This window comes from Bacillus sp. 522_BSPC, from assembly GCF_001076885.1.
Taxonomy (GTDB): domain Bacteria; phylum Bacillota; class Bacilli; order Bacillales; family Cytobacillaceae; genus Niallia; species Niallia hominis.
This window is the reverse complement of sequence record NZ_JVDT01000006.1, coordinates 1-26,646: the sequence shown is the minus strand read 5'-3', so window position 1 is coordinate 26,646 and position 26,646 is coordinate 1. Positions and strand designations below refer to the sequence as shown.

The 26,646-nt window shown below is 37.0% G+C and carries 24 protein-coding genes and 2 riboswitches; of the genes, 5 read left to right on the top strand and 19 right to left on the bottom strand.

Annotation, left to right across the window (positions count from 1 at the left end; translation table 11 throughout):
- Positions 1-95: 95 nt before the first annotated feature.
- Complete coding sequence (locus ADJ83_RS00640) at positions 96-1,352, bottom strand: MDR family MFS transporter (protein ID WP_048716409.1); 1,257 nt, start codon at positions 1,350-1,352, stop codon at positions 96-98.
- A 97-nt stretch (positions 1,353-1,449) separates the two neighbouring features.
- Between ADJ83_RS00640 and ADJ83_RS00635 the strand changes: the two genes are divergently transcribed.
- The 3 genes from ADJ83_RS00635 to uvsE (ADJ83_RS00625) all read left to right on the top strand — a co-directional run bounded on the left by ADJ83_RS00635 (position 1,450) and on the right by uvsE (ADJ83_RS00625) (position 5,195).
- On the top strand, positions 1,450-3,096 hold the full coding sequence (locus tag ADJ83_RS00635) for an ABC transporter substrate-binding protein (protein ID WP_031538974.1): 1,647 nt from the start codon (positions 1,450-1,452) through the stop codon (positions 3,094-3,096).
- A 138-nt stretch (positions 3,097-3,234) separates the two neighbouring features.
- Positions 3,235-4,188 carry a UV DNA damage repair endonuclease UvsE gene (gene uvsE, locus ADJ83_RS00630; RefSeq protein ID WP_031538976.1) on the top strand — a complete coding sequence of 318 codons (954 nt, stop codon included), beginning with the start codon at positions 3,235-3,237 and terminating at the stop codon, positions 4,186-4,188.
- A 38-nt stretch (positions 4,189-4,226) separates the two neighbouring features.
- Positions 4,227-5,195, top strand: a complete 969-nt coding sequence (gene uvsE, locus ADJ83_RS00625; protein ID WP_048716405.1) for a UV DNA damage repair endonuclease UvsE — start codon at positions 4,227-4,229, stop codon at positions 5,193-5,195.
- A 26-nt stretch (positions 5,196-5,221) separates the two neighbouring features.
- Here uvsE (ADJ83_RS00625) and ADJ83_RS00620 read toward each other — a convergent pair whose 3' ends face one another.
- Both ADJ83_RS00620 and ADJ83_RS00615 read right to left on the bottom strand, forming a co-directional pair.
- On the bottom strand, positions 5,222-5,653 hold the full coding sequence (locus tag ADJ83_RS00620) for a pyridoxamine 5'-phosphate oxidase family protein (protein WP_031538978.1): 432 nt from the start codon (positions 5,651-5,653) through the stop codon (positions 5,222-5,224).
- A gap of 41 nt (positions 5,654-5,694) precedes the next feature.
- A complete protein-coding gene (locus tag ADJ83_RS00615; RefSeq protein ID WP_031538981.1) occupies positions 5,695-6,054 on the bottom strand; it encodes a carboxymuconolactone decarboxylase family protein in 360 nt (119 codons plus the stop codon).
- Positions 6,055-6,220: 166 nt separating this feature from the next.
- Here ADJ83_RS00615 and ADJ83_RS00610 point away from each other — a divergent pair, with 166 nt between their 5' ends.
- Together ADJ83_RS00610 and splB are read left to right on the top strand one after the other, a co-directional pair.
- A complete protein-coding gene (locus ADJ83_RS00610) occupies positions 6,221-6,484 on the top strand; it encodes a transcriptional regulator SplA domain-containing protein (protein WP_031538982.1) in 264 nt (87 codons plus the stop codon).
- Complete coding sequence (gene splB / locus ADJ83_RS00605; RefSeq protein ID WP_031538983.1) at positions 6,481-7,509, top strand: spore photoproduct lyase; 1,029 nt, start codon at positions 6,481-6,483, stop codon at positions 7,507-7,509. The genes ADJ83_RS00610 and splB overlap by 4 nt, the downstream gene beginning before the upstream one ends.
- A gap of 271 nt (positions 7,510-7,780) precedes the next feature.
- Here splB and ADJ83_RS00600 read toward each other — a convergent pair whose 3' ends face one another.
- From ADJ83_RS00600 to dcuS, 16 genes are all read right to left on the bottom strand, one after another.
- Complete coding sequence (locus tag ADJ83_RS00600) at positions 7,781-8,335, bottom strand: DUF6155 family protein (protein WP_031538984.1); 555 nt, start codon at positions 8,333-8,335, stop codon at positions 7,781-7,783.
- A gap of 153 nt (positions 8,336-8,488) precedes the next feature.
- The gene (locus ADJ83_RS00595; protein WP_031538985.1) at positions 8,489-9,301 is read right to left on the bottom strand and encodes a PHP domain-containing protein; all 813 of its coding nucleotides are present in this window, start codon (positions 9,299-9,301) and stop codon (positions 8,489-8,491) included.
- Between the two features lie 12 nt (positions 9,302-9,313).
- The gene (locus tag ADJ83_RS00590; RefSeq protein ID WP_031538988.1) at positions 9,314-10,390 is read right to left on the bottom strand and encodes an ABC transporter ATP-binding protein; all 1,077 of its coding nucleotides are present in this window, start codon (positions 10,388-10,390) and stop codon (positions 9,314-9,316) included.
- On the bottom strand, positions 10,377-12,107 hold the full coding sequence (locus ADJ83_RS00585) for an ABC transporter permease (RefSeq protein WP_031538990.1): 1,731 nt from the start codon (positions 12,105-12,107) through the stop codon (positions 10,377-10,379). Before ADJ83_RS00585 ends, ADJ83_RS00590 begins: the two co-directional genes overlap by 14 nt.
- A 27-nt stretch (positions 12,108-12,134) precedes the next feature.
- Positions 12,135-13,175, bottom strand: a complete 1,041-nt coding sequence (locus ADJ83_RS00580) for an ABC transporter substrate-binding protein (RefSeq protein ID WP_109768982.1) — start codon at positions 13,173-13,175, stop codon at positions 12,135-12,137.
- Positions 13,168-13,977: a 5'/3'-nucleotidase SurE gene (gene surE, locus ADJ83_RS00575; RefSeq protein WP_048716398.1), complete on the bottom strand. Its 810-nt coding sequence runs from the start codon at positions 13,975-13,977 to the stop codon at positions 13,168-13,170. Before surE ends, ADJ83_RS00580 begins: the two co-directional genes overlap by 8 nt.
- Positions 13,974-14,756 carry a sugar phosphate isomerase/epimerase family protein gene (locus ADJ83_RS00570; protein ID WP_048716394.1) on the bottom strand — a complete coding sequence of 261 codons (783 nt, stop codon included), beginning with the start codon at positions 14,754-14,756 and terminating at the stop codon, positions 13,974-13,976. The genes surE and ADJ83_RS00570 overlap by 4 nt, the downstream gene beginning before the upstream one ends.
- A 346-nt stretch (positions 14,757-15,102) precedes the next feature.
- On the bottom strand, positions 15,103-16,740 hold the full coding sequence (locus tag ADJ83_RS00565) for a pyridoxal phosphate-dependent decarboxylase family protein (protein ID WP_048716391.1): 1,638 nt from the start codon (positions 16,738-16,740) through the stop codon (positions 15,103-15,105).
- Positions 16,741-16,777: 37 nt separating this feature from the next.
- Positions 16,778-18,145: a sodium-dependent transporter gene (locus ADJ83_RS00560; RefSeq protein ID WP_048716388.1), complete on the bottom strand. Its 1,368-nt coding sequence runs from the start codon at positions 18,143-18,145 to the stop codon at positions 16,778-16,780.
- A gap of 124 nt (positions 18,146-18,269) precedes the next feature.
- Positions 18,270-18,354: riboswitch (cyclic di-GMP riboswitch) on the bottom strand.
- A gap of 98 nt (positions 18,355-18,452) precedes the next feature.
- Entirely contained in the window at positions 18,453-19,136 is a 684-nt protein-coding gene (locus ADJ83_RS26760; RefSeq protein ID WP_414630328.1) for a methyl-accepting chemotaxis protein, read from the bottom strand.
- A 557-nt stretch (positions 19,137-19,693) separates the two neighbouring features.
- Complete coding sequence (locus ADJ83_RS00550) at positions 19,694-20,404, bottom strand: hypothetical protein (RefSeq protein ID WP_031538999.1); 711 nt, start codon at positions 20,402-20,404, stop codon at positions 19,694-19,696.
- A gap of 59 nt (positions 20,405-20,463) precedes the next feature.
- Positions 20,464-20,832, bottom strand: a complete 369-nt coding sequence (locus ADJ83_RS00545) for a hypothetical protein (protein ID WP_031539000.1) — start codon at positions 20,830-20,832, stop codon at positions 20,464-20,466.
- A gap of 114 nt (positions 20,833-20,946) precedes the next feature.
- Positions 20,947-21,033, bottom strand: a riboswitch (cyclic di-GMP riboswitch).
- 236 nt (positions 21,034-21,269) lie between these two features.
- Complete coding sequence (locus ADJ83_RS00540) at positions 21,270-22,973, bottom strand: NAD-dependent malic enzyme (RefSeq protein ID WP_048716382.1); 1,704 nt, start codon at positions 22,971-22,973, stop codon at positions 21,270-21,272.
- A 193-nt stretch (positions 22,974-23,166) separates the two neighbouring features.
- Positions 23,167-24,135, bottom strand: coding sequence for a 2-keto-3-deoxygluconate permease (locus ADJ83_RS00535; RefSeq protein WP_031539004.1), 969 nt, complete (start codon positions 24,133-24,135; stop codon positions 23,167-23,169).
- A gap of 186 nt (positions 24,136-24,321) precedes the next feature.
- Positions 24,322-25,029, bottom strand: a complete 708-nt coding sequence (locus ADJ83_RS00530) for a response regulator (RefSeq protein WP_048716379.1) — start codon at positions 25,027-25,029, stop codon at positions 24,322-24,324.
- On the bottom strand, positions 25,022-26,638 hold the full coding sequence (dcuS, locus tag ADJ83_RS00525) for a DcuS/MalK family sensor histidine kinase (protein ID WP_342585604.1): 1,617 nt from the start codon (positions 26,636-26,638) through the stop codon (positions 25,022-25,024). The genes ADJ83_RS00530 and dcuS overlap by 8 nt, the downstream gene beginning before the upstream one ends.
- Positions 26,639-26,646 lie beyond the last annotated feature (8 nt).

The window sequence follows — 26,646 nt, the reverse complement described above, 5'->3', positions numbered from 1 at the left end:
AGAGCTAAATTAAAGATTGTTCGTCTTTAAAGACTAGTTATTTACTTATGTCCCAGCCTCAATATATCTTCCATACCAATTTTCAACTTACTGCTCTAGTCGCCACTAACACCTTTATTGACTAGGTTATTTACTTTTATGTTTTTCGCGAATAATCCTGTATAAATAAGAACAGTCCCCACCATCACAATAATGCCAATGTAGACAGACATCATCGTTGGAATTAAAAATGCCCCGATAATAATACTAGCTCTTGCAATTAAATCTGCTCCACTAAATGACAAGTTGGAAAAAGCAGAGTAAGATCCACGTTTATCGCTTGGAATCATATTCGCCTGCTCTGCATTTCGAATCGGTGAATAAATTAATTCGCCTATCGTTGCTATCAAATTAAATAAAACAAGCATATACCACGTGTTTGACGAAGTAACAGTCGCATATCCAATTCCATACAGAATAAGACCTGTTATTAAAGCATTCTTTTTATTGATCTTATCTGTGAACCGATTGATAATAAAAGTAAAACAAACTACAAGCAGCATATTTTCTATATTTAATATACTTAGCATTCGTACCCCAACAATTTCAAAGCTTCCAATACGAACTGCTTCAAAAGTTTCAGCAAGGCGAATCCCAATATAACTATTTAATGAAAATTCAGCTGCAAAAATAAAGGTGGAGCCTGCAACCACTTTTACAAAGGCTACATCTTTAAACGCCACTTTATAATTGCTAATTAAGTCAACCAAGACATTCTTGTGCTTTTTGTGTAACTGATTTGTGAACTTGTCCTGCAGCCAAATCCCATAGGCAATTGGAATCATTGTAGATGTACAAGTCAGCATGATGAATAATTCTTTCTGATGATTCAAATATAAAAGTCCTCCAATTGCTGCCCCAATAGCCATCGATAAATTCACTAGCCAGTAATCCAGTGTATAAACGGCCTTTCTATTTTCTGGTGTTGTGGAATCAATAATAATCGCATGCATTGCAGGTCTCCCTAGACTGCTTGTAATAATAAATCCAACATACGCCAAAGCAAACAAGACAATTACTTTATTGGTCGGAAATAGACTGATCGTCATGATTAAAAAGAAGAGTGCATTCAGCCAGGATGTTATCATTAAAACCTTTTTTCTGGGAAAGCGGTCAGAAATGTATCCTCCAACTAAATTAATCATAAATCCGATAACCACAGTACTAATCAAAAATAACCCCGCCCAAATTTTGTTTAATTCCTGTGCAAAGAATAAAGCCATAAATGGCATAACAGCTGATGAAACCGCCCGATTAAAGAAAGAGGTAATCATCCTAACTTTGATATTTCTCGGTAATTCCTTCCATTTCATGTTGTCTCCCCCTTGTTATTACTGTATATTAAACTAGACGAATAATTCTAAAAATAGACAATTAATAAAACAACGTCCCCTTTTAGGAGGAAAAAGGATGGATAACAAATTACTTACACTTTGGAGATATTATCCTTCAGGCAGTATTCGAATGGAGGAAATTTCTGAAACCTTGCAATTGAGCTCGAAACAAACAACACGTTATTTAAAAAAATGGATGGAGGAAGGCTGGCTATCCTTTACACCCGGACGAGGACGCGGAAACATTTCAACATTGGTATGGAAAAAAGAGGTGGAAAGTTCTTACGAAAAAGAGGTTTTAAAGCGAATTGATCTGGAACCAGTAGAACAAACAAGCAAATACTTAATGTATAATTGGTCCACAAACAGCAAAATGAGGTTAATGAATAAATTTCATACAAAACTTGGCTTTGTCCAAGAGTCGAATGATAAATTAATCGTACCAAAAAGATATCCATTCCATTCCACCCATCCACTTGAAGCTGGGGATGTCTTCAGTGCCCATTTAGTGGCAAACGTGTTTAATCGGCTTGTCACTCATACAGAAGAAGGGAAAGTATTACCTGAAATTGCCCATAGTTGGGATAGCACCACTTCTAAACTAAGACTCTATTTAAAAAAGGATATTAAATTTCATGACGGTTCCGTTTTGACAGCAAATGATGTGGCCGAATGCCTTGAAAAACTTCGGACACATGCTTATTACAAAGATTTATGGACACCTGTCAAAAGTATCGAAGTAAAGTCTCCACTTATACTGGATATTATCCATCCCAATGGATGCACCTATATCCTTCCTATGCTTAGTATGATGTGTGCAAGCATCTATAGAGAGACGAATGAAAAAATATTGGGCACCGGTTACTTCATCCTTCAACAAAACATCGATAAAAAAACAACTTTAACTGCTTTTCAAGATCATTTTCGAGAGAGGCCATTAATTGATGTAGTAGAATTCATTCAAGTTCCTGAGGATTTTAAAGGAATCTATCATTCTCCTATGGAAAAGGATACCTCTTCCTCCATCGAAGTAGAAAGCGACTCGGGGTTTGGTATCATCGTAATGAACTCCTGTAGAAATTCTGCTATTAGACAGAAGCGAGTAAGAGATTACCTCCATTGGATTATCGCTAAAAATCGTCACACAATTGGTGACCTAAGTTCAAGACTAATACCGAATGATAAGAGTATAATAGTCGGTCAAAATCAACAGCTGACTATTTCTGAAGTAGAACGGCCAACATTTTCTAAACCCATTGTGATAAGAGGTGCTAGACATACTGCTAATACCACACAATGGCTTGCAGAAATATTCGCAAAAGAAAAAATCCCTATAGATATTCAATGGTTTTCCTTTGCTGATATATTAACAAAGCATCCTAAGACATTAGATGTAGATCTTTTCGTACATGGAGAAGTTTTTGAATTCAATCAAGATTTTTCCTTTTACTATTTTTTAATGAATGGGTTTTCTCCGCTTTCCCAAATGATAGCAAACAATGGAACACTTACAAACTTAATGGGAAAATATAAGGATACACCATTTGAACAATGGACAGCTTTAAACCTAGAAATCGAAAAAAAATTGATTAATCAATCGATTATGATTCCACTTTATTATCAAAAGCGATATATTCCATTTTCAACCGATATAAGCAATATTAAAATTAGCCATTTTGGCTATGTAGATTTTTCAAAAGTATGGGTTCGGCCGAAAGAATGAGTGGTATAGGAAAGACACAATCTCAGGATTTTTTTAATGAAATGCATTATTAACTTAGTAAAACAGCACATAGAGTTCCAGAAGATATGGCAATATAAAAAGATACACTGCTGGACTCTATGGAAAGGAACTAAACAGATGAAGATTCGCTTTGGCTATGTGGCAAATGCATTAGGATTATGGGATGCAAGTCCTTCAAAGGCTTTAACCTTCTCTCGATATTCAGCCCTTCCTAAACAGGAAGCCACAGAAAAGCTACTTGCTGTTACGGCTCAAAATTTAAAAAATACGAAAAGAATTCTCTACTATAATGCCGCCAATGAGATTTCATTGTATCGGTTATCCAGTTCGTTAGTGCCATTAGCAACTCATCCAGAGTTAGAATGGGATTTCATTACTCCCTTTAAAGAGCAATGGAGAGAACTTGGCCAATTAATTAGACAATTTAAACTTCGGGTTAGTTTTCATCCCAATCAATTTACACTTTTTACTAGCCCTAGAGAAGAAGTAACCATAAATGCTGTAAAGGATATGGAATTTCATTATAAAATGCTAAAAGCCATGGATGTACTCGATACTAGTATCATTAATATTCATATTGGTGGGGCATATGGAGATAAAAATACTTCTTTACGTCGATTTCATCAGAATATAAAACAATTGCCTGTAGAAATCAAAAATCAAATGACGCTTGAAAATGACGATAAAACGTATAACGTGAAAGAAACACTGATAACTTGTGAACAAGAAAACATTCCGATGATTCTTGATTATCATCATCATATGGCAAATAACGAGGATATAGATTTATCTCTTTATTTAGAAAGAATTTTTAACACATGGAATAACAAAAAAATGGTCCCTAAAGTACATATTTCTTCACCAAAATCGATCCAAGCCTTTCGTTCTCATGCTGACTTTGTTTCCATTGACTTTGTACTCCCCTTTTTAAAAATGGCAAAAAATCTTAAACAGGATTTTGACATTATGATAGAAGCAAAACAAAAAAACCTTGCCATGTTGAAGCTGATTGAGGACATCGCATCTATTAGAGGAGTAAAACAGACTTCTGGTGGAACGATAGAATGGTAGGAATGACTTTTGAATTATATATTAAGAGGTGACATCTATTGACCATTGTCCGACTTGGATACGTTGCGATGAGCATGATTGTAAAAAATTCATCCCCATCAAAAACAATGACATATACTCAATTTCAGAAAATCGAGGATCGGGAAGCAGCACTCCGTAAGTTAGAACGGATTGCCTTACAAAACCTCCAGAATACCCTTCGCCTCTTAAGGCACACTGCAGCTTCCGATATACATTTTTATCGTTTAACTTCAAGGCTTATTCCGTTGGCAAACCATGAGGAACTTCTTGATTGGGATTATATGAAACCACTAAAGGAACCTTTAGGAGAATTGGGGGCATTTGCAAGAAAACACAAAATGAGAATCGATTTTCATCCTGATCACTTTGTTCTCCTTAATTCGCCTCAGAAGCATATTTTGAAAAACTCGATTAAAACGTTAAAATTGCACTATTTATTATTAAAAGGGATGGGCATAGATACAATGCATCGATGTGTCATGCATGTTGGAGGAAATTACAAGGACACAGAAGAGTCTTTAGAACGCTTTATAGAAAATTGGATGCTTGTCCCAAGATCACTTCAAACCATGATTATGCTTGAAAATGATGATACCTCCTTCACTTTTGAGAATACACTTTACTTATGTGAAAAATTAGGAATTCCGCTTGTATTTGATTATCACCACCATCTTGCTCACCATTCTAATAATCCCCATTGGGAAAGTAACTGGGACCGGGTCATCCAAACATGGAGAGATTCTTCTCTCCCCATTAAAATGCATATTTCGAGCCCAAAAAGTGATAAACTTTTTCGGCATCATGCCGATTATATCGATATAAATATGTTCTTCGATTTTCTAAAAAAGATTAACGGAAGTATAAGCCAAATCGACTGTATGATTGAAGCAAAAAAGAAAGATAAGGCACTTTTTAAACTTATGAAAGAAGTTAAATTACGAGGGGACGTGGAGATTATTGATGGCTCTTCTTTCCGTCTAAAGTAAAAGGAAAGAAGAGTCTGTTGAGTGATTCATTCATTTTCTAATGATAACTCTTGGGGCGGTTCACCGTGCATATTTAAAATCCGAACCACTTCAGGAGTTATTTGGAGATATACATAGTTTGGATCTTCAGGCCCTTCAAACCATTCTTGAAAAGAGTCATCCCAAAACTGTTTTTTCAATGTTTCTGTATTGTTAATAGCAGACTTCCCTGTTATTTCAATATACGTATCACTTTGCCCCTTTTCTTCATATCCTAACAATACAGCAACGTAAGGATTTTTTTCGATTTCCTCTATCTTTTCTGTATCCATTTGAGTTGGTGTATATAATGTTAAATCATCATTGTAATATGTCATATATCGTGAGTGGGGTTTATTATTTTCAACAGATGAAAGTATTCCTGTCCTATGACCTGAGATAATTTTAATAGCCTGATTTTTAATGTCTTGATTTGTCATAATCTGTTCTGCTCCTATTTATTGTTAATTTTCTACTTTTATTAGTGTTCTAATTGATTGAATTCCTGCATGCATTCTTGAACCAATGTAACCCCTTGACTCATAGTTGCTCCGCCTCCAAATGCAGCAGTTACACCCACAGCTTCTAAGATTTCCTGTTCGGAACAGCCTTGATCCAAACATCCCTTTGTATGATAAATAATACAGTACTCATCCTGTGCGTGAAGGCTGATTCCTAAAGCAATTAATTGCTTTTGTTTTTGAGATAAAGCTCCTTCTCCAAAACATGCTTCTGTAAAAGCATTAAATCTACTTGCAAATTCAGGCATCTTCCCAGTAAAATCACCAAGCCCTTTTTTATACGTTAACAGTGTAGTTTCGATTGAATTTCTAGCATCCATTTCTTAAACGCTCCTTTTTATCATTGTGTATATCAGCATTATTATGAGCAAAAATAGAACGATTTAATAAGCGGATTTCATTTCCCACCACTTCCAAAAAAAGTAATACATACTTAAAGAATCCAATGTAAAAAATCTTAATAGATTGAATGTAGAAAGTGAGTGAATGACACTGTATAACGAAAACCAAACCTTTCAAGCCGGAGATATCGTCTATGTATTTTACAGAAACCCACATACCCAAGATGTAGCTAATATTCAAGCTGCAGCTATAGTTAAAAATCCTGACGATTCCAATCAATTATCTTTATTTTTATACGAAAATTACTATCCTCTATCTAACGAGGTTGCTGTATATACTACAGAAGAAGAAGCTCAGCAAGCTTACAATTACTATTATGGAGATGTTTCGGAAGGGAGATTGGAATGATTAAACCATTTACACCGAAGCTAGTTTATTTTGAACCAGATGCACTAAACTATCCATTAGGGAAAGAGCTACTTGAAAAGTTTGAGAAAATGGATGTAGAAATCCGGCACACAACTTCCCATAATCAAGTTAGAAACCTTCCTGGAGACAATGATTTTCAGCGTTACCGGGTAGCAAAATCAACCCTTGTCGTCGGCATTCGGAAGACGCTCAAATTCGATACCTCGAAGCCTTCTGCTGAATATGCCATTCCTTTTGCAACCGGCTGTATGGGACATTGTCACTATTGCTATTTGCAAACAACGATGGGAAGTAAGCCTTACATCCGTACCTATGTAAATGTTGATGAAATTTTAGAAGCTGCCGATCATTACATGCAGGAGCGCGCTCCTGAATTTACTCGATTTGAAGCATCTTGTACATCCGATATTGTCGGTATTGATCATTTAACCCATACCCTTAAACGTGCGATTGAACATTTCGGAGAATCGGATTACGGAAAACTGAGGTTTGTAACAAAGTTTCATCATGTTGATCACTTACTCGATGCCAAGCATAATGGAAAAACCCGCTTTCGTTTTAGTGTAAATGCTGATTATGTCATCAAGCATTTTGAGCCTGGAACCTCTCCTCTAGCAAAAAGAATCGAAGCTGCTGGAAAAGTCGCAAGAGCTGGATATCCCCTTGGATTTATTGTCGCTCCAATTTATCTCCATGAAGGATGGGAAGAAGGATATCTTCACATGTTCGAACGACTGGATGCTGAGTTGCCGGCCGAAGCAAAAAAGGATTTAACATTCGAATTTATCCAGCACCGTTTTACAAAACCAGCCAAAAGAGTCATACAAAAAAATTATCCGATGACAAAATTAGAGCTAGATGAGGAAAAACGAAGATATAAATGGGGAAAATATGGGATTGGGAAATATATTTATCAAAAAGAAGAAGAAGAAGATATTAAAAATCATCTTCATTCCTATATGAAAAAATTCTTTCCAGATGCTAAGTTAGAATATTTCACGTAACTAGTGGATACGGAAATGGTTACTTGATATAAAGATGTTTAAATAGCCACTTCACTTTAAAAAATAGCGGCAGCTTTCTAAATATTTTATTCAAAACCAAGCGATTCTTTTTAAATGGCTGTTTTCTAAAAGAGTGTTTCTTTTTCAATAGAAAAAACAAAATTAATTAGAAATACTGAGCTTTTGACTCCTTATGGTAAGCAAAGTGGATTCATCATAACAAACTTTACGAAAACAGCCTTTTAAATAGATTACTTTTTCTTATTCCATCTCATTCATCTTCTTCATCCTCTTCCAGCCAATCTAAAGAATAATAAATAGCACAAATATCATCATGATATCCCCATCCAATTCCATCTGTGTCACCGACAATCGAATAAAGACGATCTTTAAAAATGTTGTAAAATCCCTCGCTCTTATTGCATTCATTCACTACTTTGTTATACATGGAAACCATACTATTATAGAATTTTTCCTCTATATCACCATACGTATTGGTAAATTTTGTTCCAGTTTCAACAAAGTAAAGCATCAAATCTATTGTTTTACCCTCATCAGAGGAAAGTTTCTTAAAAGTTGAAATCGCATCTCTTGCTACTCCCAATCGCATTTTCGCAAAACCGCGCTCTGGGAAGAATTCATCCCTCACTATCTTTTTTGTTCTCTCATACAAGTCTTTAATGGCTTCTTCTCCTATAAACTTATTGGACAAATACTGCTGAACATCTTTATTAATTTTATACATCTCTGAAATTAACTGAATTAATTCATTTTGTTCCAACTGTTTTAGTTCTTTTTTTAGTTGATTTAGTTTTAATAATGCCATTTGTCCACCATTCCTTTACTATAAATTATTGCAAATGCTAATAGAATTTTCCAAAAGTATTCTACATAAAAAAGCTTTACTTTTATTTAAAGCAAAGCTTCACTAAAATGCAATTAAATTTTTCTATAAACAACACTATAATTTATCTAAATGCTAAGGAACCATATTACCAAACCATGCTAGAATCTGAGGATCTTCTATCTCCACACTCCCAATCGGAAACGGATTCCTTGATTCCGGTCCATGAAAATCACTTCCTCCAGAAATAAGAAGATTCCTATCTACTGCTAATCCTCTCCAATAGTCTTGGTCCTTCTTAGTATGTTTGGAGTGATACACTTCGATTCCATCCAAACCAGAATCGATTAAGTGATGAACATTAAAATCGTGCTTATACATTCCTGGATGAGCAAGAAAGGCAAGACCACCAGCCTCATGAATTAGCTTAATGGCATCCACTGCAGAAAAAGTTCCTCTTTCTTCAAAGCCTGGCTTCCCCTTTTTTAAAAGTTCTTCATACGCCTGTTTACTGTTGTGAAAGTATCCAGCTGCAACTAACTCATCTGCAATATGTGTTCTAACAAGAACTCCTTTTCCCACACGTGCAAGGCAATTTCCAAAAGAAATATTAAATCCTAGCGTCTTCAATTTTGCTACAATTCTTTTTCCCCATTGCAACCGATCCTCCACTCTCCAAAGGACATGTTCCTTTAAGCTTGGATGCTCTGGGTCAAAGTTGTAGCCTAAAATATGAAGTTCTCCTAAAGGACCATCTGTATTCAATTCAATCCCAGGAATAATTTTCAAGCTATTATTTCTATAGAATAGAGCCTCTTCATAACCCGCCAATACATCATGATCGGTAATCGAAATGATTTTTAGCCCCTTTTTTATACTATCTTCTACTATCTCTCGAGGATTCCAGGAACCATCTGAGTATTCAGAATGAATATGCAAATCAATCATCCTATTTCCTCCCTACCTGCTACCTACTAAAACAGCTTTTTGGGCTGTGCCAGTATATATTTTTAATGAAACAGAGTCACCTGGTAGGAATCTTTTTTCAAAAACAGAAGCATAAACATTAATCATCTCTTCACCAGACTGAATGCTGTAATGGATTTCATTCCCTTGAAATTGGGCAAATTGAACAATTCCAGTCATCTGATTCTGATCCACCTCGCCAAGCTTCCATTGCTCCGGGCGAACAGGATAAAGATTTTGAGCTTTTATTTCCTTTGCTATGCCAATATCTGTCCAAGAAACAGCAGGAAAATCAGCTGGAATAAATTTATCCTCATTCACCCACTCCCCTTTTATTAGATTGCCTTTCCCAACAAAAGTGGACACAAATACGGACTGCGGAGTATTATAAATACTTTCAGGTGTACCTATCTGCTCTATCTTCCCATGGTTCATTACAACAATTCTATCGGCCATCGCCAATGCTTCCCCTTGATCATGAGTAACATAGATAATTGTTGTACCCATTTTTCGGTGAATCGCGCCAATCTCTCTTCTCATTTCCATTCGAAGTTCTGCATCAAGCGCACTTAACGGCTCATCCATCAAGAGAAGAGACGGCTTTGGAACGATTGCCCGTGCTAGTGCAACACGTTGTTTTTGTCCACCGGAAAGTTCAGCAGGATAACGATCTTTCAAATGAGAAAGTCCTACCATTTCTAATGCTTCAGAGACCCTTTTTTCCTGCTCCTCCTTCGCATTTGTTTTGCCAAATCGATGATGCTTTAGGGGAAATCGAATATGCTCTTCTACTGTCATATGCGGCCATAATGCAAAAGATTGAAATACCATACTAATATTCCTTTTTTCAGGTGGGACAAGTTTACTGGAGCTTGCTGCTATTTCATCGTCTATGGAAATTGTTCCTTCTGTTGGTTTCATGAATCCTGCCAAAAGCCGTAGCAATGTAGTCTTCCCACATCCAGAAGGACCAAGTATAGCGATAAATTCTCCGTTTAATAGCTCCAAATCAATATTCTCAAGAGCCGTATAATTTCCATAATTCTTTTTTAACCCATCAATTCGAATCACTCTTCATCACCCTCTTCTTCCATATTTTTTCGAAAAGAACAAACAAAATCCCCATTGTTAATACTGCTGTTACAATCAATGTTGAAAATGCTGTGGAATAAGTGGAGTATCCAGCTTGCTCAAAACTAAAGATGACAACACCAATCGTTTCAGAGCCGCTTGACCATAAAAGACTTGAAACCGTAAGCTCCGTTAGAGCAGTCAAAAACACAAGAGCAGCCCCGCTTAATACTCCAGGCATAAGTAGTGGAAAAAGGATACTTTTCCATTTAACATACGCCCTTGCTCCTGAAGTTCTTGCTGCTTCCTCCATAGAAGGATCAATTTGCGAAAAGGCAGTCAGGCTTCCTCTCATTTGTAGAACCGTAAATCTAGTTATATAAGCAATCAATAAAATCCATATCGTTCCATAGACTCCTGGTTGCACACCTGGTAATGGCTGAAGCCACATTAAAATAATCGCCAAGGCAAATACCGTTCCTGGCAAAGCATACGGAATAGTAACAATGATTTCCGAAGCCTTCACAAAAAAGGATGGCTTTTTAAAGCGAATATAGGCAATCACTGTTCCAATAACCATACAGATTAACATAGTAGCAAGTGCTAGGGTTACGCTATTCCCTATCGCTGAACCGGTTTTAGCATCTTCAAATAGCAGATATCGGTAATTTTTCAAAGAAAGATTTTCCCACGAAAGCGATAATCCATATGCCCTGATAAAGGAGGTAGAAGCCATAACAATCAACGGCACAAGGGTTGTGAGCAACAAGAAAATCCATAGCGCTGACTCCGCAACGTTCCTCCACCCCCGCGTGAGATAATATCTTGGCTCTGTATCTCTTGCAGTTGTTTCACTTACATTACTTTTTCTAATAATCGCCCATTGCACCACTGTACCAATTAACGCGATCACGCCAAGAATAACGGAAAGTACAGCGGCTCTGGAAAAGGCAGATGGTCCATATCCAATTATCTGTTCATAAATATAAGTACTTAATACACGAATATTTGCTGGAATACCAAGAAAAGCAGGAATGCCAAAGTTATCAATATTAGATAGAAAAGCAAGAATACCACCACTAGCAATCCCTGGCAGCGCCATTGGAAGGATAACTTTTCGAAATACAACTCCACCAGACGCTCCGGAAGTGCTGGCAGCATATTTCAGCTCTCTTGGAATACGACGAAATACCTCCACACTCATCAAATACACAAGGGGATAATGAGAAAGCCCAAGTACAAAAATAATTCCTCCCATACTGTACAAATTAACAGATTCATTAAATAGAAACTGGATGGGACCATTTCCTCCAAAAAACTGAACCCAAGCAAGTGTTGAGATATAGGAGGGGATTAAAAACGGTAAAAAGATAAGCAATTGCAGCCATTTTTTTGCCCGGATATTCACATATGCCATTGTAAAGGCAAGCCCTACTCCTATAACTAAGGAAAGTACTGTACTGGAAATCGTAATAATAATGGTATTTTGAATCGTCCTCCAGGTTGCTTTTTCTAATAGTATTTCCTGATAAAGCATGAGACCAACTTCTTCTCCATTGGAAACACTCAGCCAAACAAGACGACAAACAGGAAGCAAAAATACAAAGATAAGCAACAGAAAGCCGGGAACGCCCCACCAATTACGGGTAAAATAAGAAAAGGAGAACGGAGATAAAGCTTCCGTTTTCCTTTCTGAACTCTGAACATGTGAGTTCATTCTGTCCACTCCTTCTTAAAAAATGTTCTATTCGCTGATAACTGTTTCAAATTCTTTTTTATCAGCATCTCTTGTCTTATACAATTCCTGCACATCTTCCGAAAGGACCTTTATTTCATCAATTGTTTTTAGTCCTTCAGGAGCTTCTATCCCTTTACGAATTGGAGTATAGCCAAGCTCTGCAGCAAGCTTTTGTCCATCTTCTGAAAGAACGAAATCAACAAAAGCCTTTGCTGCTTCTACATTTTGTGCGTCCTTCATGATTCCAATGGGTTCCGTAATAACTGGCACACCCTCTTCTGGATAAATGAGCTCAACTGGAGATCCCTCTGCTTTAGCACGTGTAACGAGATAGTCAACAATCATTCCATAGTCCTTTTCTCCGCCGGCAACACCTTTAAGTACATCGCCATTCCCCTTTGTTACTGTTACATCGTTTGCAGCAATATTTTTATAAAAATCCCAGCCAAATGTATCTTGACGTGTAAACACACCTAAATTATAAGCAGCAGCACCAGAGTATAACGGGCTTGGCATAATAATTTTTCCTTTTACCTCTTTAGAAGTCAGCGCATTCCAACTCGTAGGCATTTCTTTAACATTTTCCGTATTTACTACTAAGCCTGTAGCCATAACCTTTGTTCCAAAGTAAGTATGGTCTGGATCAATAAGCTCTGAAGGGATTTCAGTAGCTTCTTCTGTTTCATATGCTTGAAGCATATCTTCTTCCTTTAAGCTTTCAAATGTTACTGCATCTGCAACCAACAGTACATCAGCCTGAATCTTTCCAGCCATTTTTTCTGCTTTAATTTTTGAGATTACTTCTTCTGTACCAGAGCGGAAGGTTTCTACCTTTACATCAGGATATTTAGCTTGAAATCCTTCTACCAATTTGGCCGCATCTGCATCCGGCTGAGAAGTATAAAAATGGAGAGATCCCTCTACCTTCGCCTCTGTATTATTCGTATCTTCTGAAGCATTACTTGTCTCACTGCTTTCCTTACTACCGCAGCCTGCAGCAAAAGCCATCAATATTCCAAACATTAATATAAGCATCCATTTACGCATAATCTATTTCCTCCTCATCTGTACTAGCAAAAGTTAAATGGGAAAACCATCGTTCAATTTGTTCTTGTTTTCTTTTATGAAACGTCCTAAACTCAATCGGTGATACAGTGACAAACCCTGTTCTTAGTAAAAGAAAGTCACTATCCTCCTCAAAATCTTTCATATTATGTAGCTGATCCTTTAACCAATAGTAAACTTGTCCATGGGGGTCGTTTAAACCGACATAGGAATAGCGAGCAACCTTCATATCAAGTGGAACAATACGGACTCCCTTACACATCTCCCTTGATAAATAAGGTAAATTTACATTCAAGAAAATCCCCTTTGGAATCTTGTTCTGCAAAAGCACCTCCATAATAGGATAAAATAGCCTTTTTACTTTTTCATAATTAATGTCCATGTCAGAAAAGGCATTTAATGATACTGCCACAGCAGGAATGCCGTAAAGTAATCCTTCTATAGCCCCAGCCATTGTTCCTGAGTAATAAAGGTCACGACCTAGATTTGGTCCAAGATTTATTCCGGAAATAACAAAGTCAGGCTGCTGTTTCATTAATACTTCAATCCCCAGCTTCACACAATCTGCTGGTGTTCCATTAACTGCCCAACAACCTTTTACACCAGGAAATAGGGGAAGTGGCTTTGCCTTTAAAGGCACTCTCAACGTAATCGAATGACTGACTGCGCTTCTTTCCTGATCTGGACAGACCACATATACATCAGCAAAATGCTGCAACACTTCAACCAGCGCCTGAAGACCAGGAGCAAAAATGCCATCATCGTTTGTCACTAGAATCTTCATTGAGGCACCTCCTTCTGTATTTCCAGGCTTTTTAAATAGTGAAGATTATGCTTCCACCAATTTAGATTTTCCGATGCATCGAAACCTTCGACCACTACGGGGAGAGATGTGATAGCAAAAAACTCTCTCAGCATATTACGATCTAGTATGCCAGTACCAAGGGGAACATGTAGCTGACTTTCGGTATTATCACTAACATGAATTTTGTCCACATTTATTAAGTCGGCAAAGGCACGCCCGGGAGCTCCCTCCGAAATATGAGCAACATCAAAGGTTGTTTTCAGTTCCGGTATAAAGCTTGCAATCAATCGATTCATCGTATCAGGGCTTGTCACAAATTCCTTTGCTTTTACCTCCATTAATTCTATGCTAAGGGTTTTCTTATACTGCTTCGCTGTTTCTATTAAAGTAAAAATAGATTCCATCATTAAAGTCTCATATATTTCCTGTTTCATTTGGGGAAGAGTCAGCCTCCCTGGGTGGAATGTAATAGAGTCTGCACCTATCTCATCTGCTAGCTTAATGGAATGTTGAATTTGCCTTACAGAGCTTTCTCTTATTTCTTTTTCTATAGAGCAAATGTTCAAGTCCCAGCTTGCGGCATGCATAGTCAGGTTGATAGACTGATCTAGATTCGCTTTACGGATTTTTTCTGGGTTTGTCCCGTGAAACCAGACCTGTTCCGCCCAAATCTCCAGTCCTGATAGTTCGCTCTGCTTGGCAAGCTGTACCACTTCGTCTACTGGATAAGCCCAAGCTAACGTTGAAGCAAAATGCATAAAACTCCCTCACTCCTTTTAATAGAAATTAGTATCAATATGGTTTCTTCTACTAATTAAATTTTAGAAAATAAATATAAAGCTACTTTGGGGAGTAATGTAAAGTTATTATTAACAAGTTTCAGAATGTTTTTAGAGGGATACTTGATTTATCAACATGAAAGAGATTTTTTGTAAAGGGAGAGTAAATATTTTACATTCCCTTAAAATTCACCACTATTTATGAGAATGATTTTTTTTAGCATTTTTTTAATCTAGATATTTACAGCGAAAAAAATCCCCCTGCTATGGCAGGAGGATTTAAATTTTACTTTATAATGCTGGAATCACGTTTCTATTCCCTTTTTTAATGAAAAACCACTGTTTTTGTTTTCTGGAAAAATTCAATATGCTCTCTTAAAAATTCAACATAACGATCTACCTCTTCCATCGTTGAATAAGGAGAGATTGTGAAAAACTTATGTGCATATATAGATACTCGCTTATTGGAATCGGCTGCTTCTACAAGACGCTGTTTTTTTGTATTTCCAAAGAAGACGGTATCTCGTTCAGCACCAATTATTTCGGCAAACTCGTCATTAAATTGATTAATTTCATTTATTTCTTCCACTGTTAAAAGTCCACCTGATTCATCCTTCCATTTAGAAGTTTCAGGATAAAAGCGGAAGGTTGTAATCGGCGAAACTTCATTCGTAATTGCCACATTTGAAATTTCCCTTGTTAACGTCTCTCTAAATTTCATATTAACGCGAAGATAGTTGGCTAGAAGCTTTTGATACCCTTCCATCCCAAATGCTAATAAAGATGCATAGATGGAAAGAGCACTTCCCATTCGTGAACATTCTAATGTGTAGCCTGTATGATAGCTTCCATACCCACGATTCCCAACATATGGTGTTTCCTCTTCGTCTAAATCAACATATTTGAGATTCTCTCTATTTTTAATTAAAAATAAACTCGTAATATACGGTGTTTGTCCTAGCTTATGAAAATCAAAGACCATACTGTCTGCAAGCTTAATCTGTTTAAACTTCTGTTGATAGGATTTCAATACTACCTTAACATTGTCTTCCAATTGCAGTGGGTTATTATCAAAGCCGTACGCATTAAAGAAGGTGTACAATCCTCCCATTGCTGAGTCGGCATGAATATAGATGGGGCTAAGACCATGCTTGCGCTCTAGCTCTTCCGCTAGATGCTTCATGGCCTCTATATCATCAATCCCAAATGTATCAGTTGTTCCCATTGTTGCAAGTATATAAAGTGGAACACCGCCTTTTGAAATTACCTGCTCCATTTTTTCTTTTAAATCTTGGAGATTCATAGAATGATCCTGATTCACCTTCACACGAATCATGTTTTCTACCCCAATCCCCGTTGCTTCTACAGATTTATACAAGCTGTAGTGGGATAACTCTGAACAGAAGCAATAAAGATTTTTCGGAATCCCCTTTTGATTAGAGGAAGGTGCATAACGGGCAATTGCAAGGCGTAAAGAATTAAACACCGCTCCTTGTCCTCCCCAAGTTGTATATCCAGCACTTAGATTTTCATCATAGCCAATTAGCTTGGACAGCATACTTGTTATTTCGACCTCCGCTGTAGCGGCCGCCGGACCTTCTACATCCCAAAGGTTGTTCCCATTGACAAGCACCATAACTAAATTCCCAATGATACTAGCAATATTCGGAAGGGGCGCCGCATTGGCTACATAGTTTCGATTTACATATCGATGTCCTTCCACTAATTTTAGAAGCTTCTGCATCACTTCCTCCATGGATACACCCATTTTCGGAACATCTGCCTTTTCAATAACACGATTATAGTAGTCCTCTGTGTATTCTGGCATTTCTCCTAGAGTTAGTTTGTTAGGATCCTTTAATTCATCTATTTTCGTTAAAATGGTTTTAAAGTAGGACAATAATTCCTCTCTTTGAAAGTTGTTCCCGTCCATGCTTGGGAATAATTGTTGTATTTCCTTCATTATTTGACCTCCGTGATGTTCTTGCTAGAAGTAGCTTTTATTTAAACAAAGCTATAATCCAATCTGATAATCCTGCCGCATCTAAGAAAACGACAATAATCGCAATGGGAACGATGTACTTCAACAGAAAATAACAAATGGAAAAGAATGTGTATCTTACATTCGATCCTTGCTTTAATTCCGCAAATAAATCTTCTCTTGGAATTTTTCGCGATACAAAAATCGCGATTAATAAGGCACCTAATGGCATTAAAATATTACTAACCGTGTAATCCATCAAATCAAAAATAGTCTTATTAAAAAGATGGACATCTGCAAGTACACCATAAGATAGACAGGATGGAACACCAACAATAAAAATCAGCATCCCAATTATCCATGTACTTTTCTTCCGTTTACTTGCATCATTTTTCGTAACTGCTGATACTATAATTTCAATCATAGAGAATGCTGAAGTGAAAGCGGCAAATAAGAATAATAGTAAAAATGCCAAGAAGAAAAGCATCCCAAAAGGCATATGGGCAAACACTGCAGGTAAAACCGAGAATATTAAAACCGGCCCTGCATTCGGTTCCATGCCAAAGGAGAAAACACCTGGAAAAATAGCTAATCCCGCTAATAAAGCTATAACAATATTTAAGATAATAATAGAAATAGCTGATTGAGGTAGATTTTGTGTTTTAGGTAAATAAGAAGCATATGTAAGCATAACCGAAACACCTAAAGATAATGTGAAAAATGCTTGCCCAAGGGCAAATAGGATACTCTCAGATGTCAGCTTTGAAAAATCTGGTACAAGTAAAAATTTCACACCCTCCATTGCTCCATCCAAGCTTAAAGAACGAATCACTAGTATTAAAAACAAAAGCAATAACGCTGGCATCATCACTTTACTTGCTAACTCAATCCCTTTTTGAATCCCTTGAGCAACGACAAGGATTGTGACAAGCATAAATACAAGCTGTGCCGCAATAGTCGGATATGGGTTAGAAATAATGTCGCCAAAAAGCTCTCCATATTGATCCTGAGTCAATCCAGCTAATCCACCGCTCAAAGGCTTCACAATGTATAAAATAATCCAGCCACCAACAACGCTATAAAATGATAGCAGTAAAAAGCTTGTAAAAACACCGAGTTTCCCGATAAAGTTCCACTTTGGATTTAATGCTAGCTTGCCATATGTTTGAACCGGATTACTTTGTCCCATTCTCCCAATCATAAATTCTCCTAATAATAAGGGCATTCCCAATACTAATGTAAAAACTAAAAATAATAAGAGAAAGGCTCCGCCGCCACCTGTTCCAGCTACATAAGGGAATTTCCATATAGCTCCTAATCCTATCGCTGATCCAGCTGCAGCTAAAACAAATCCTATTTTTGATTTCCATTGCTCTTGTTGTGCCATTTCTACTCCCTTTCCTTTTGAATACTATCCTTCTGCTACGATAGACAAATCCAAATAAAAAAAGTCCACACCAAGGAGGACGTAAAAAAGCAATATATTGCTTGATTAGTAACTATCCAACCTTTTCGGCAACCCGGCTACCATAGAAGTACTTCTTTAGGCCCGCAGCTTTGCGTCCTCATCTTTCAATGAGTTTGCTATTTTCGAAGGAATATTACAAAATACTTTATTAAAATAAATTATTTCAATTAATCTACAAATGAAAGCTTCTCACAAGTTTAATCACCTATGAGAAGCAGTTTCCAACTTAACTGGCTACACTACCCTTACCTTCAATTTGTTGACCCACTTCTGTTTCAACACCCTGATTCCACGTAGAAAGTAGTTTGTCTACATCATTTTTCAATTCCAAAAGATTCTCCGCTTCCTGAACTAGTTTTTGAATCGTTTGTAGCTCTCCATCACTAATCCCGATTAATTCCTCAAACATTTCAACAGATTCTCGCGAAATAGCCGCTATCTGAACAATCGTTGTCATGATTTGTTGAGAAGCCGAGGATAATTCTTCTGTGCTCGCAGAAGAATTTTCATTATTTTCAGCAATGACCTTTGTAGTAGAGAGAATTTGTTCGAACATCGTACCAACTTCTAAAATATTCGTGTTCGTGTCTTTAAACTCTTCTGTACCCTGCTGCATTGAATTCACAACTATCCCTGTTTCCTCTTGGATATTTCTTACAATATTTGATACTTCAGAAGATGATTGACGGGACTGTTCAGCCAGTTTTCGCACCTCATCAGCTACGACTGCAAAACCTTTACCATGTTCCCCCGCACGAGCTGCTTCTATTGCCGCATTCAATGCCAATAAGTTAATTTGCTCAGATATTCCTGTAATTACCTTTACAATTGTACCAATTTCTTGAGACTTTTCTCCAAGCTTATTAATGGCATGAAAGGTTGTATTGATTGTTTGGTTAAATTGCTCCATTTTTTCTAAAGAGTCCTTAAGCTTTACATTTCCTTCTTGCGTCAATTCTAAAGTAGTATTAGACTGTTCCGAAATTTGATTGGACCTTATCGATAAATCTTCGATGGCCTGGGCCATTTCTTCCATTGATAGGGCGCTTTCCTCTGTTGCTACTAATTGTTTTTGTAATCCTCTACCTACCTCATCGATTGCTGCTCGGACAATATCAGCTTTCTCCATAGCATTTTCACCAATTCCAGCTAGATTTTCTCCTTTTGTATGGACATTTTTTGAAAAAGAAAAAAACTTTTCCCTTACACGATCTAAAAACGCAATTAGTTCATTAAATGTAATATGATAAGAACTTGTCCCATCTACTTTGCCACTTCTATTTCCTGCAGCTATTTCTTTCATCCCGTTTATTATTTCTTTGTTAATAGATGGATGATGTTTCAGCGAAAAATATCGGTAAGCAAAATACACTGTTGTTCCCAATAAGATAACAATAATAGCTAATAATATAGCCTCCATAATAAATAACTCTCCTATTTATAAAATTTAATTAGACTGCTGAAAGTTTAAATTTCTTTAATAATTATATAAGTGCCGTCAGCAATCGTTGTAGGAATATCTTTTAATCTACTATTCTCTTGATATTTATGAACAATATAATTTCCTTCTACATCTTTATATTTTTCCATCTCGTAATATTTCTCCATCACACGTATAGATTTAGGATTTGTCGCTTCTGCTAAAACAGCCTTCAATCCTTGTGAAGAGGCTTTCGTTATTAGTGTGCTTCCTAATTGCTTAATAACATCGTGACGTTCCTGTTCGGCAGTTACACCTAACATGAATAAATGCAATATTTCTCCATCCTTTAGCTCTCTTCCATTTCGTTCTTTATAATCTGCTAGGAAACGTTTATCTACATCTTCTAAAACATGTAGAATAACATTCATATCAGAAAAAGAACCTTCAAACACATCTTCTCCAATAATCTCTGGCGCATTTATATCTCCAGCTAGAACACCAACAACCTGTTGATTACTATCTAAAGCTACTGCACAATATCCTTGCTCTACAGTAGATTCTATATATTCTTTCGTAAACTGATAAAAATCTTCATAATCTATATTTAAAAGACCTACCATTGGCTCTTGAACCAACTTCCCTGCTATATTCAATCCTATAAATGAGCTTGCAAGACAGTCAGCTGCCTTTTCAATCAAAGCCGTTTGTCCTTTTGATAGAATTTCATATGTATATAACGTTTGTACTTGTTGCACTTGATGACTCCCTTTTCAATTAAAATATATAACTCTCTTAAAATAATTTATACCTAACCTTACATAGAGTGAGATACTTGATCAATAATTTTACCTGTGAACTCAATTCTTTCTAAGGCATTTCTAATTTGCACTTGGGCAATTTTAGAAGAAGGCTTTACAACAAGAACTTCCTTAAAACCTAAGCCAGAGTAAAATTGCATCGTTTGTTCCAATTGTGGTACAACTTTTGATGGGACTGGTGTTTGGTGAGTAGCATCCACAACAAAGGTATAATCTCGTCTTGACACTTTATTAATCGTCTCTTGCAAATCCACCATATATTCCTCTGCGTCTTCCTCTCTCATCAATCCATGAACCTGTACATGGATTTCTTTCGAGCCTTCATTAATCGCCATTTTATACTTCTTTTTGTCTACTACAATCATATCTATTCTCCTTTTCCTTATATCCATGTTTTCATCTTTTTTCCAAGAAGTCCAAAATAAATAAAGCTATCCCAGGAATAGACAGGGATAGCCAAATAATCGTTGGTGGTTATTTCTGGCAACCCGACTATCATTATCCAGAAGGATTTTAGACTCGTAGCTTTGCGTCCTTACCTTTCGATAAGTTTGCCTTTTTCAATTTTAGAAAACTTCAGTACTATTTTCACGAATACAAATCACTACTTCATTATAAAGAACTTGTCATTTTTTGTCGATACTAGTATTTTTTATTCATATCAAATATACAAAAATAGTACTAATTACTCTATTCCGTTTCGCAACCACAAAATAAAAACCCCTTCCTCCTAAAATGTCGAAAATACGACAATTACTAGGAGGAACAGGCCAATATAGATTACTAATCTATTATTATGTCATTAAACATTTGCCCAAATACCGACACTCTTTATCTCCTTATACTCAGGCTGCCAAACAGCATCGACCACGGCTTTTGGAATATCTGTAAGCTCCACTCTTGCTATCCCTTCGTTTAGAGCAGCCTTTGCTACTTCTATTGCAACATAGATAGATACATCATGTAATTTCTCAACCGAAGGAAGCAAGGAAGCTCCAGGTTGGTTGGGTTCGCACATCTCAGCAACTGCATTTGCTGCTGCCGCAAACATTCCTTTTGAAATAACTTGCGCTTTTGAAACAATGGCTCCAAGCCCTAGTCCTGGGAACACAAATGCGTTATTTGACTGACCGATTTCATAGCAAACACCGTTATATTCTACATTGGCAAAGGGGCTTCCTGTGGCAATTAGCGCCTTACCATCCGTCCATTTAATCAAATTTTCTGGAACTGCTTCCGCAAGTTGTGTAGGGTTGGACATTGGCATGATAATTGGACGTTCCACATGCTTTGCCATCTCTTTCACAATTTCCTCCGAAAAAGCTCCGCCTTGGCCGGAAGTACCAATGAGGATGGTTGGTTTCACCCTTTTCACCACTTCCAATAATGAAATGATTCCGTCCTCATTTTGATCCCACTCCTTTACTTCCTCCGCTTTTCTTACATAAGGCATTTGGAAATTCAGTACATCTGGTGTTTCATCTGTCAGTAGCCCTCGATAGTCAATAGCCCAAAAATGATCATAAGCCTCTTTTTTTGTTAATCCTTGATTTTCCATGGCATCAACTATTTGGTCTGCGTTACCGAGACCACCAGCACCCGGTCCAAAGACAATAATACGTTGATCCTTCAGAGAATCTCCTGTAACTTTTAACGCAGACATAACAGCAGCAAGTGTCACAGCACCTGTTCCTTGGATGTCATCATTAAAGGTAAGGATTTTGTCACCATATTTATCCAAGATATTTCGTGCATTTACATTTCCAAGATCCTCCCAATGAAGAAGTACTTCTGGGAAAAACTTTCTTGAAGTATGAACAAATAAATCAATGAAATCATCGTAACGCTCACCACGGACACGAGGGAACTTATTACCAATATAGATAGGGTCTTCAATTAAAGACTGATTGTTCGTACCAACATCCAATACAACCGGCAGAACACGGCTTGGATCAATACCAGCTGCCGCTGTATATACTGCTAGTTTACCTATTGCAATATTAATACCGCCTACTCCTTGATCCCCTATACCGAGGATACTTTCAGAGTCCGTAACAACGATTAAGTCAATGTCATTTCTGGACTTCCCTAGATTATAAAATGCTTTTTCAACCCCTTCAGGGTGATCAATGGAAAGATACAATCCATCTGGACGATGGTAGCTATGAGAGTATGACTGGATAGCATCACCGACAGTTGGGGTATAAACGATTGGAAGCATCTCTGCTAAGTGTTCTTTTAAAAATCGATAATACAAAACGACATTTCGATTATATAAATCGTTAAGCAAGCCGTATTTAAAAAGATTGGTGGTCCGCATCGAATATTGCTCATAGATTCTGTTTACTTGTTCTTCAAGTGTAAGTACTTGTGGCGGCAATAGACCATCAAGTCCCAGATTTTCTCTTTCCTCTTTCGTAAAAGCAACACCTTTATTTAAAAAGGGATTGGAGAGAATTTCTTTTCCTTTTAATGTTGTGATAATTACATTTTCAGACACACTCATAGTGGTAGATCCTTCTTTCTATATGAAATTAAACTATTAACCTTACATTCTCAAAAACAAATTTCTTCCTTCTCATATTAATACTGATTGCTATTTTCCACTAGGATATTTAATTTAAATTCATTATTTTGTAACGAACAATGCAGCAAGTAACCAGGATTGCTTTCCTCTTTATTTCATTCCCTATCCTTATTTATGCTGCTGGTACAATCGAATTCTTAGCTTTTTTCTTTTCCGATCTTTTATAAACATAGCTAACAATAATTGGACAGATGATTGCAGATACTACGCATGCTGCTGCAACTTGGGCAGTAGCTGCTGGTGCTATAGAAGCTAAAGTTGGGTCTGCAGCTGCAACAACTGCTGGTGTAGCTACAGCATTTCCTGCAGTTGATCCTGTTGCTAAACCAACGATAGGATTTTCTTTAAATAACTTTAAAAGGAAGTAAGCCCCAATTCCAGTGAATGCAGCTATCAATCCTAGTAATAAGCCAGGGCCTCCCGCTTCTATTATCGTCCTAAGATCCATTCCTGCTCCTAATGGGAAGGAGAAGAATGGGATTAATAATAATTTACTGCTTCCTAGAAACTTTCTCATATCAGGATCAATATTTCCTAAAATCATTCCTATTAATATTGGGATTAATACTCCTACAAGCGCATGAAATGGAATGGAAGCAAGACCAGAAGCTCCTAATGCAACTAATGTAAAAAATGGACCGTCTTTTAAAGAAAATAACGCATATGCTCCTACATCCGTTTCATCACCATAGGAGGAAGCAAGTGATGCGTACAAACCACCATTAGCATTTAATAACGCTGCAAGAATGGCTAAAGGGGATAATCCTAGAATTCCAGCTGGCCCAAAGATTATGGCTACTGCAATCCCTATACCTGCCCCTACTATAAATTTTCCTGATAGTAAGATTGCCCCTTTTTTAATTGCCTTTGGAGCTAATTTAAAATTAATTTGCGAGCCAATTAAAAACATAAAACATGCCAAAATGGTCGATGATGCTTCTTTACTAAATAATGCCGTAGTAAAATGATCAATTTCTAAAAATTGCGGGAAAAATGTGTTCGTTAATACCCCTAAGAATAATGGAACAACCATCATCCCACCTGGAATTTTATCAAGCGTTTTCTTAATCGGAATATGCATACTTTATCCTCCTAAAAAAAGTTTATATTATTACTTGTGAGGAAGCGATCTAAACATTTTGATTGGACCACGAATCCCCTTTTGTTTTTACATGTTCATCATACCCTCCGGTTAAACGCTTTCATAGTTTGTGTAAGTTTAATCATTCTTTTTGTAAATAAAAAAGTAAGCGGTTTCCAAACCTGCTTACAAAAAGTTTTTTATTAAGTGTTCCTTCCAGTAATTATATTCATGTTGATAAACAGGCCTTCCAATCGTTCCATAGATAACCTTCACTTCAAGTATTCCTAAATCCTTTAGGAAATTAAGATACTTTCTAGCAGATACTCTTGATATTCCAACAACATTTGCTACATCATCCCTTGAGAAAGGTGCTTCCTTTAATTTCTGAATCGCATCCCATATTTGCTTCAGGGTATCTTTTGTTAACCCTTTTGGCAGTTCCTCTACAATAACAGCCTCTTCTCTATGTAAAAGGAAGGAATCCAGTTCTTGTTGACTAATAGAATCCCGCTTATCCGTCATCCTAGTTTGCTCAAGGTAAGTAGTGAGAGCAGCATTAAACCTTTCAAACTCAAAAGGCTTAATTAAATAGTCGACAATACCCTGCCTTAAGGTTTTCTTAATTCGTTCAAAATCCGAGGCTGCCGATATAATGATAACATCAATTTCAAGTTCATTTTTTCTAAGATAGGCTAACAGTTCTAATCCGAGCTTGCCTGGCATAAAAATATCTAAAAGAATCAGCTGTACTTTTTCTTTTTTCAATAAAGCGATCGCTTCATCTACTGAATTAGCTGTTTTTGCCAATTGAAATCCATCTATTTGCGAAAGGTATCGTTTATTTATTTCCGCTACCATCGGGTCATCTTCTACAATCATTACATTAATCATTTTTCCTCACCTCTACTTTATAAGGTATATACACGGCAAAAGTTGTCCCCTTTCCAGGCTTTGACGAAATAATGAGATCCCCTTCCAATCTTTCTACTGCTTGCGTTAAAAGAAACAAGCCAAATCCTCGATTATTTCCTTTAGTAGAGAAACCTTTATCAAGAATTTTATTTTGCAGGGAATTCGTCATTCCCATCCCTGTATCTTTGACTTCAATGGTTAAAATCTCTTCTGCATAATCCAATTTAAGATCTACCTTTTTGTTTATACTATCTACACTCGCCTCAATAGCATTATCAAGGATATTCCCAATAATCGTGATTAGTTCATGGGTAATTTCCGGGTTTGCAGGCTTTGGAAGTTTATTTTCACAATCAAAGTAAAGCGAAACTCCAGATTCTCTGGCAAAGCTTAACTTACCAATCAGAAACCCAGCAAGAACAGGATCTTGGACTTTCTTCGTAACAAAGCCAACTTCTGTTTCCCGATGATTTACCGTTTCACTTACATAATTAGCAAGTGTATCGTATTGTTCCGTCCGAACGAGACCAAGGATAACATGAAGTTTATTCATAAATTCATGTGCTTGGGCACGGAGAGCATCCGCATAATTACGTACACCTGTCAATTGTTCAGCCAATTGCTGGACCTCTAATTTTTCACGGAATGTTGCAATAGCACCCACTACTTGATTTTCCACAACTACTGGTACCCGGTTTACTAAAATAGTCACACCATGCAAGTTCTGCTCTTGGTCCAAATCCATTTCAGCCGATTTTATAATGCGTGTTAACCGAGTATCTGGCAAATAATCTTCAATATTTTTACCAATAGCATTCTCATCAAGACCCGCTTTTTGAAAAAGCTTACTAGCTGCCTTATTAACAAGGGTGATTTTGCCCTCCTGATCTATTGCTATAATTCCCTCGCGTACAGACTGAAGCATAGAACTACGCTCTTCTAGAAGCTTAGCAATAGCAAAAGGCTCAAGTCCTAACAGAATTTTTTTGAAGTATCTTGCCAGAGACACGGCCCCAATTACACCAATCAAAGTCCCAATCAATGTTCCCATAAAGATGCCCATCCGTCCTTTATGGACAGCCTCTGTCACACTCTTTAAAGAAATTCCTACAGCAACTGCGCCGATTTGTTCTCCTTCTTCGTTCTTGATAGGAGTAAACGCTCGCATGGAATGGCCAAGCGTTCCCTTAGAAATGGAAACATACTCCTTTCCCTCCAGCACTGGACCTTCATCTCCTCCGCTGAAGTGCTTCCCCACTTTACTAGGTTCCGGGTGGGATAGACGATTTCCGTCCATATCCATCACAACAACAAAGTTAACATTTGTTTGTTCTTTTATTTCATTTGCAAAAGCTTGAATTTCTGTCTGGCTACCTTTTCCTTCGAGAACCTCTTTCGCCTGTGGAGTAACGGCCACCATCCTTGCAACATCCAATGCCTTCTCTTCCTGTGTTCCTTCTACACTGGAGGTTATTCCTTTACTTATAATCAAATCGGTTATTAAAAGGGATAACACAACAACAATACATACAAAAATAATAATAATGACTTGTAAGTATGAGTAAAATGTTTGTGGGAGAATAAATATCCTTTTTG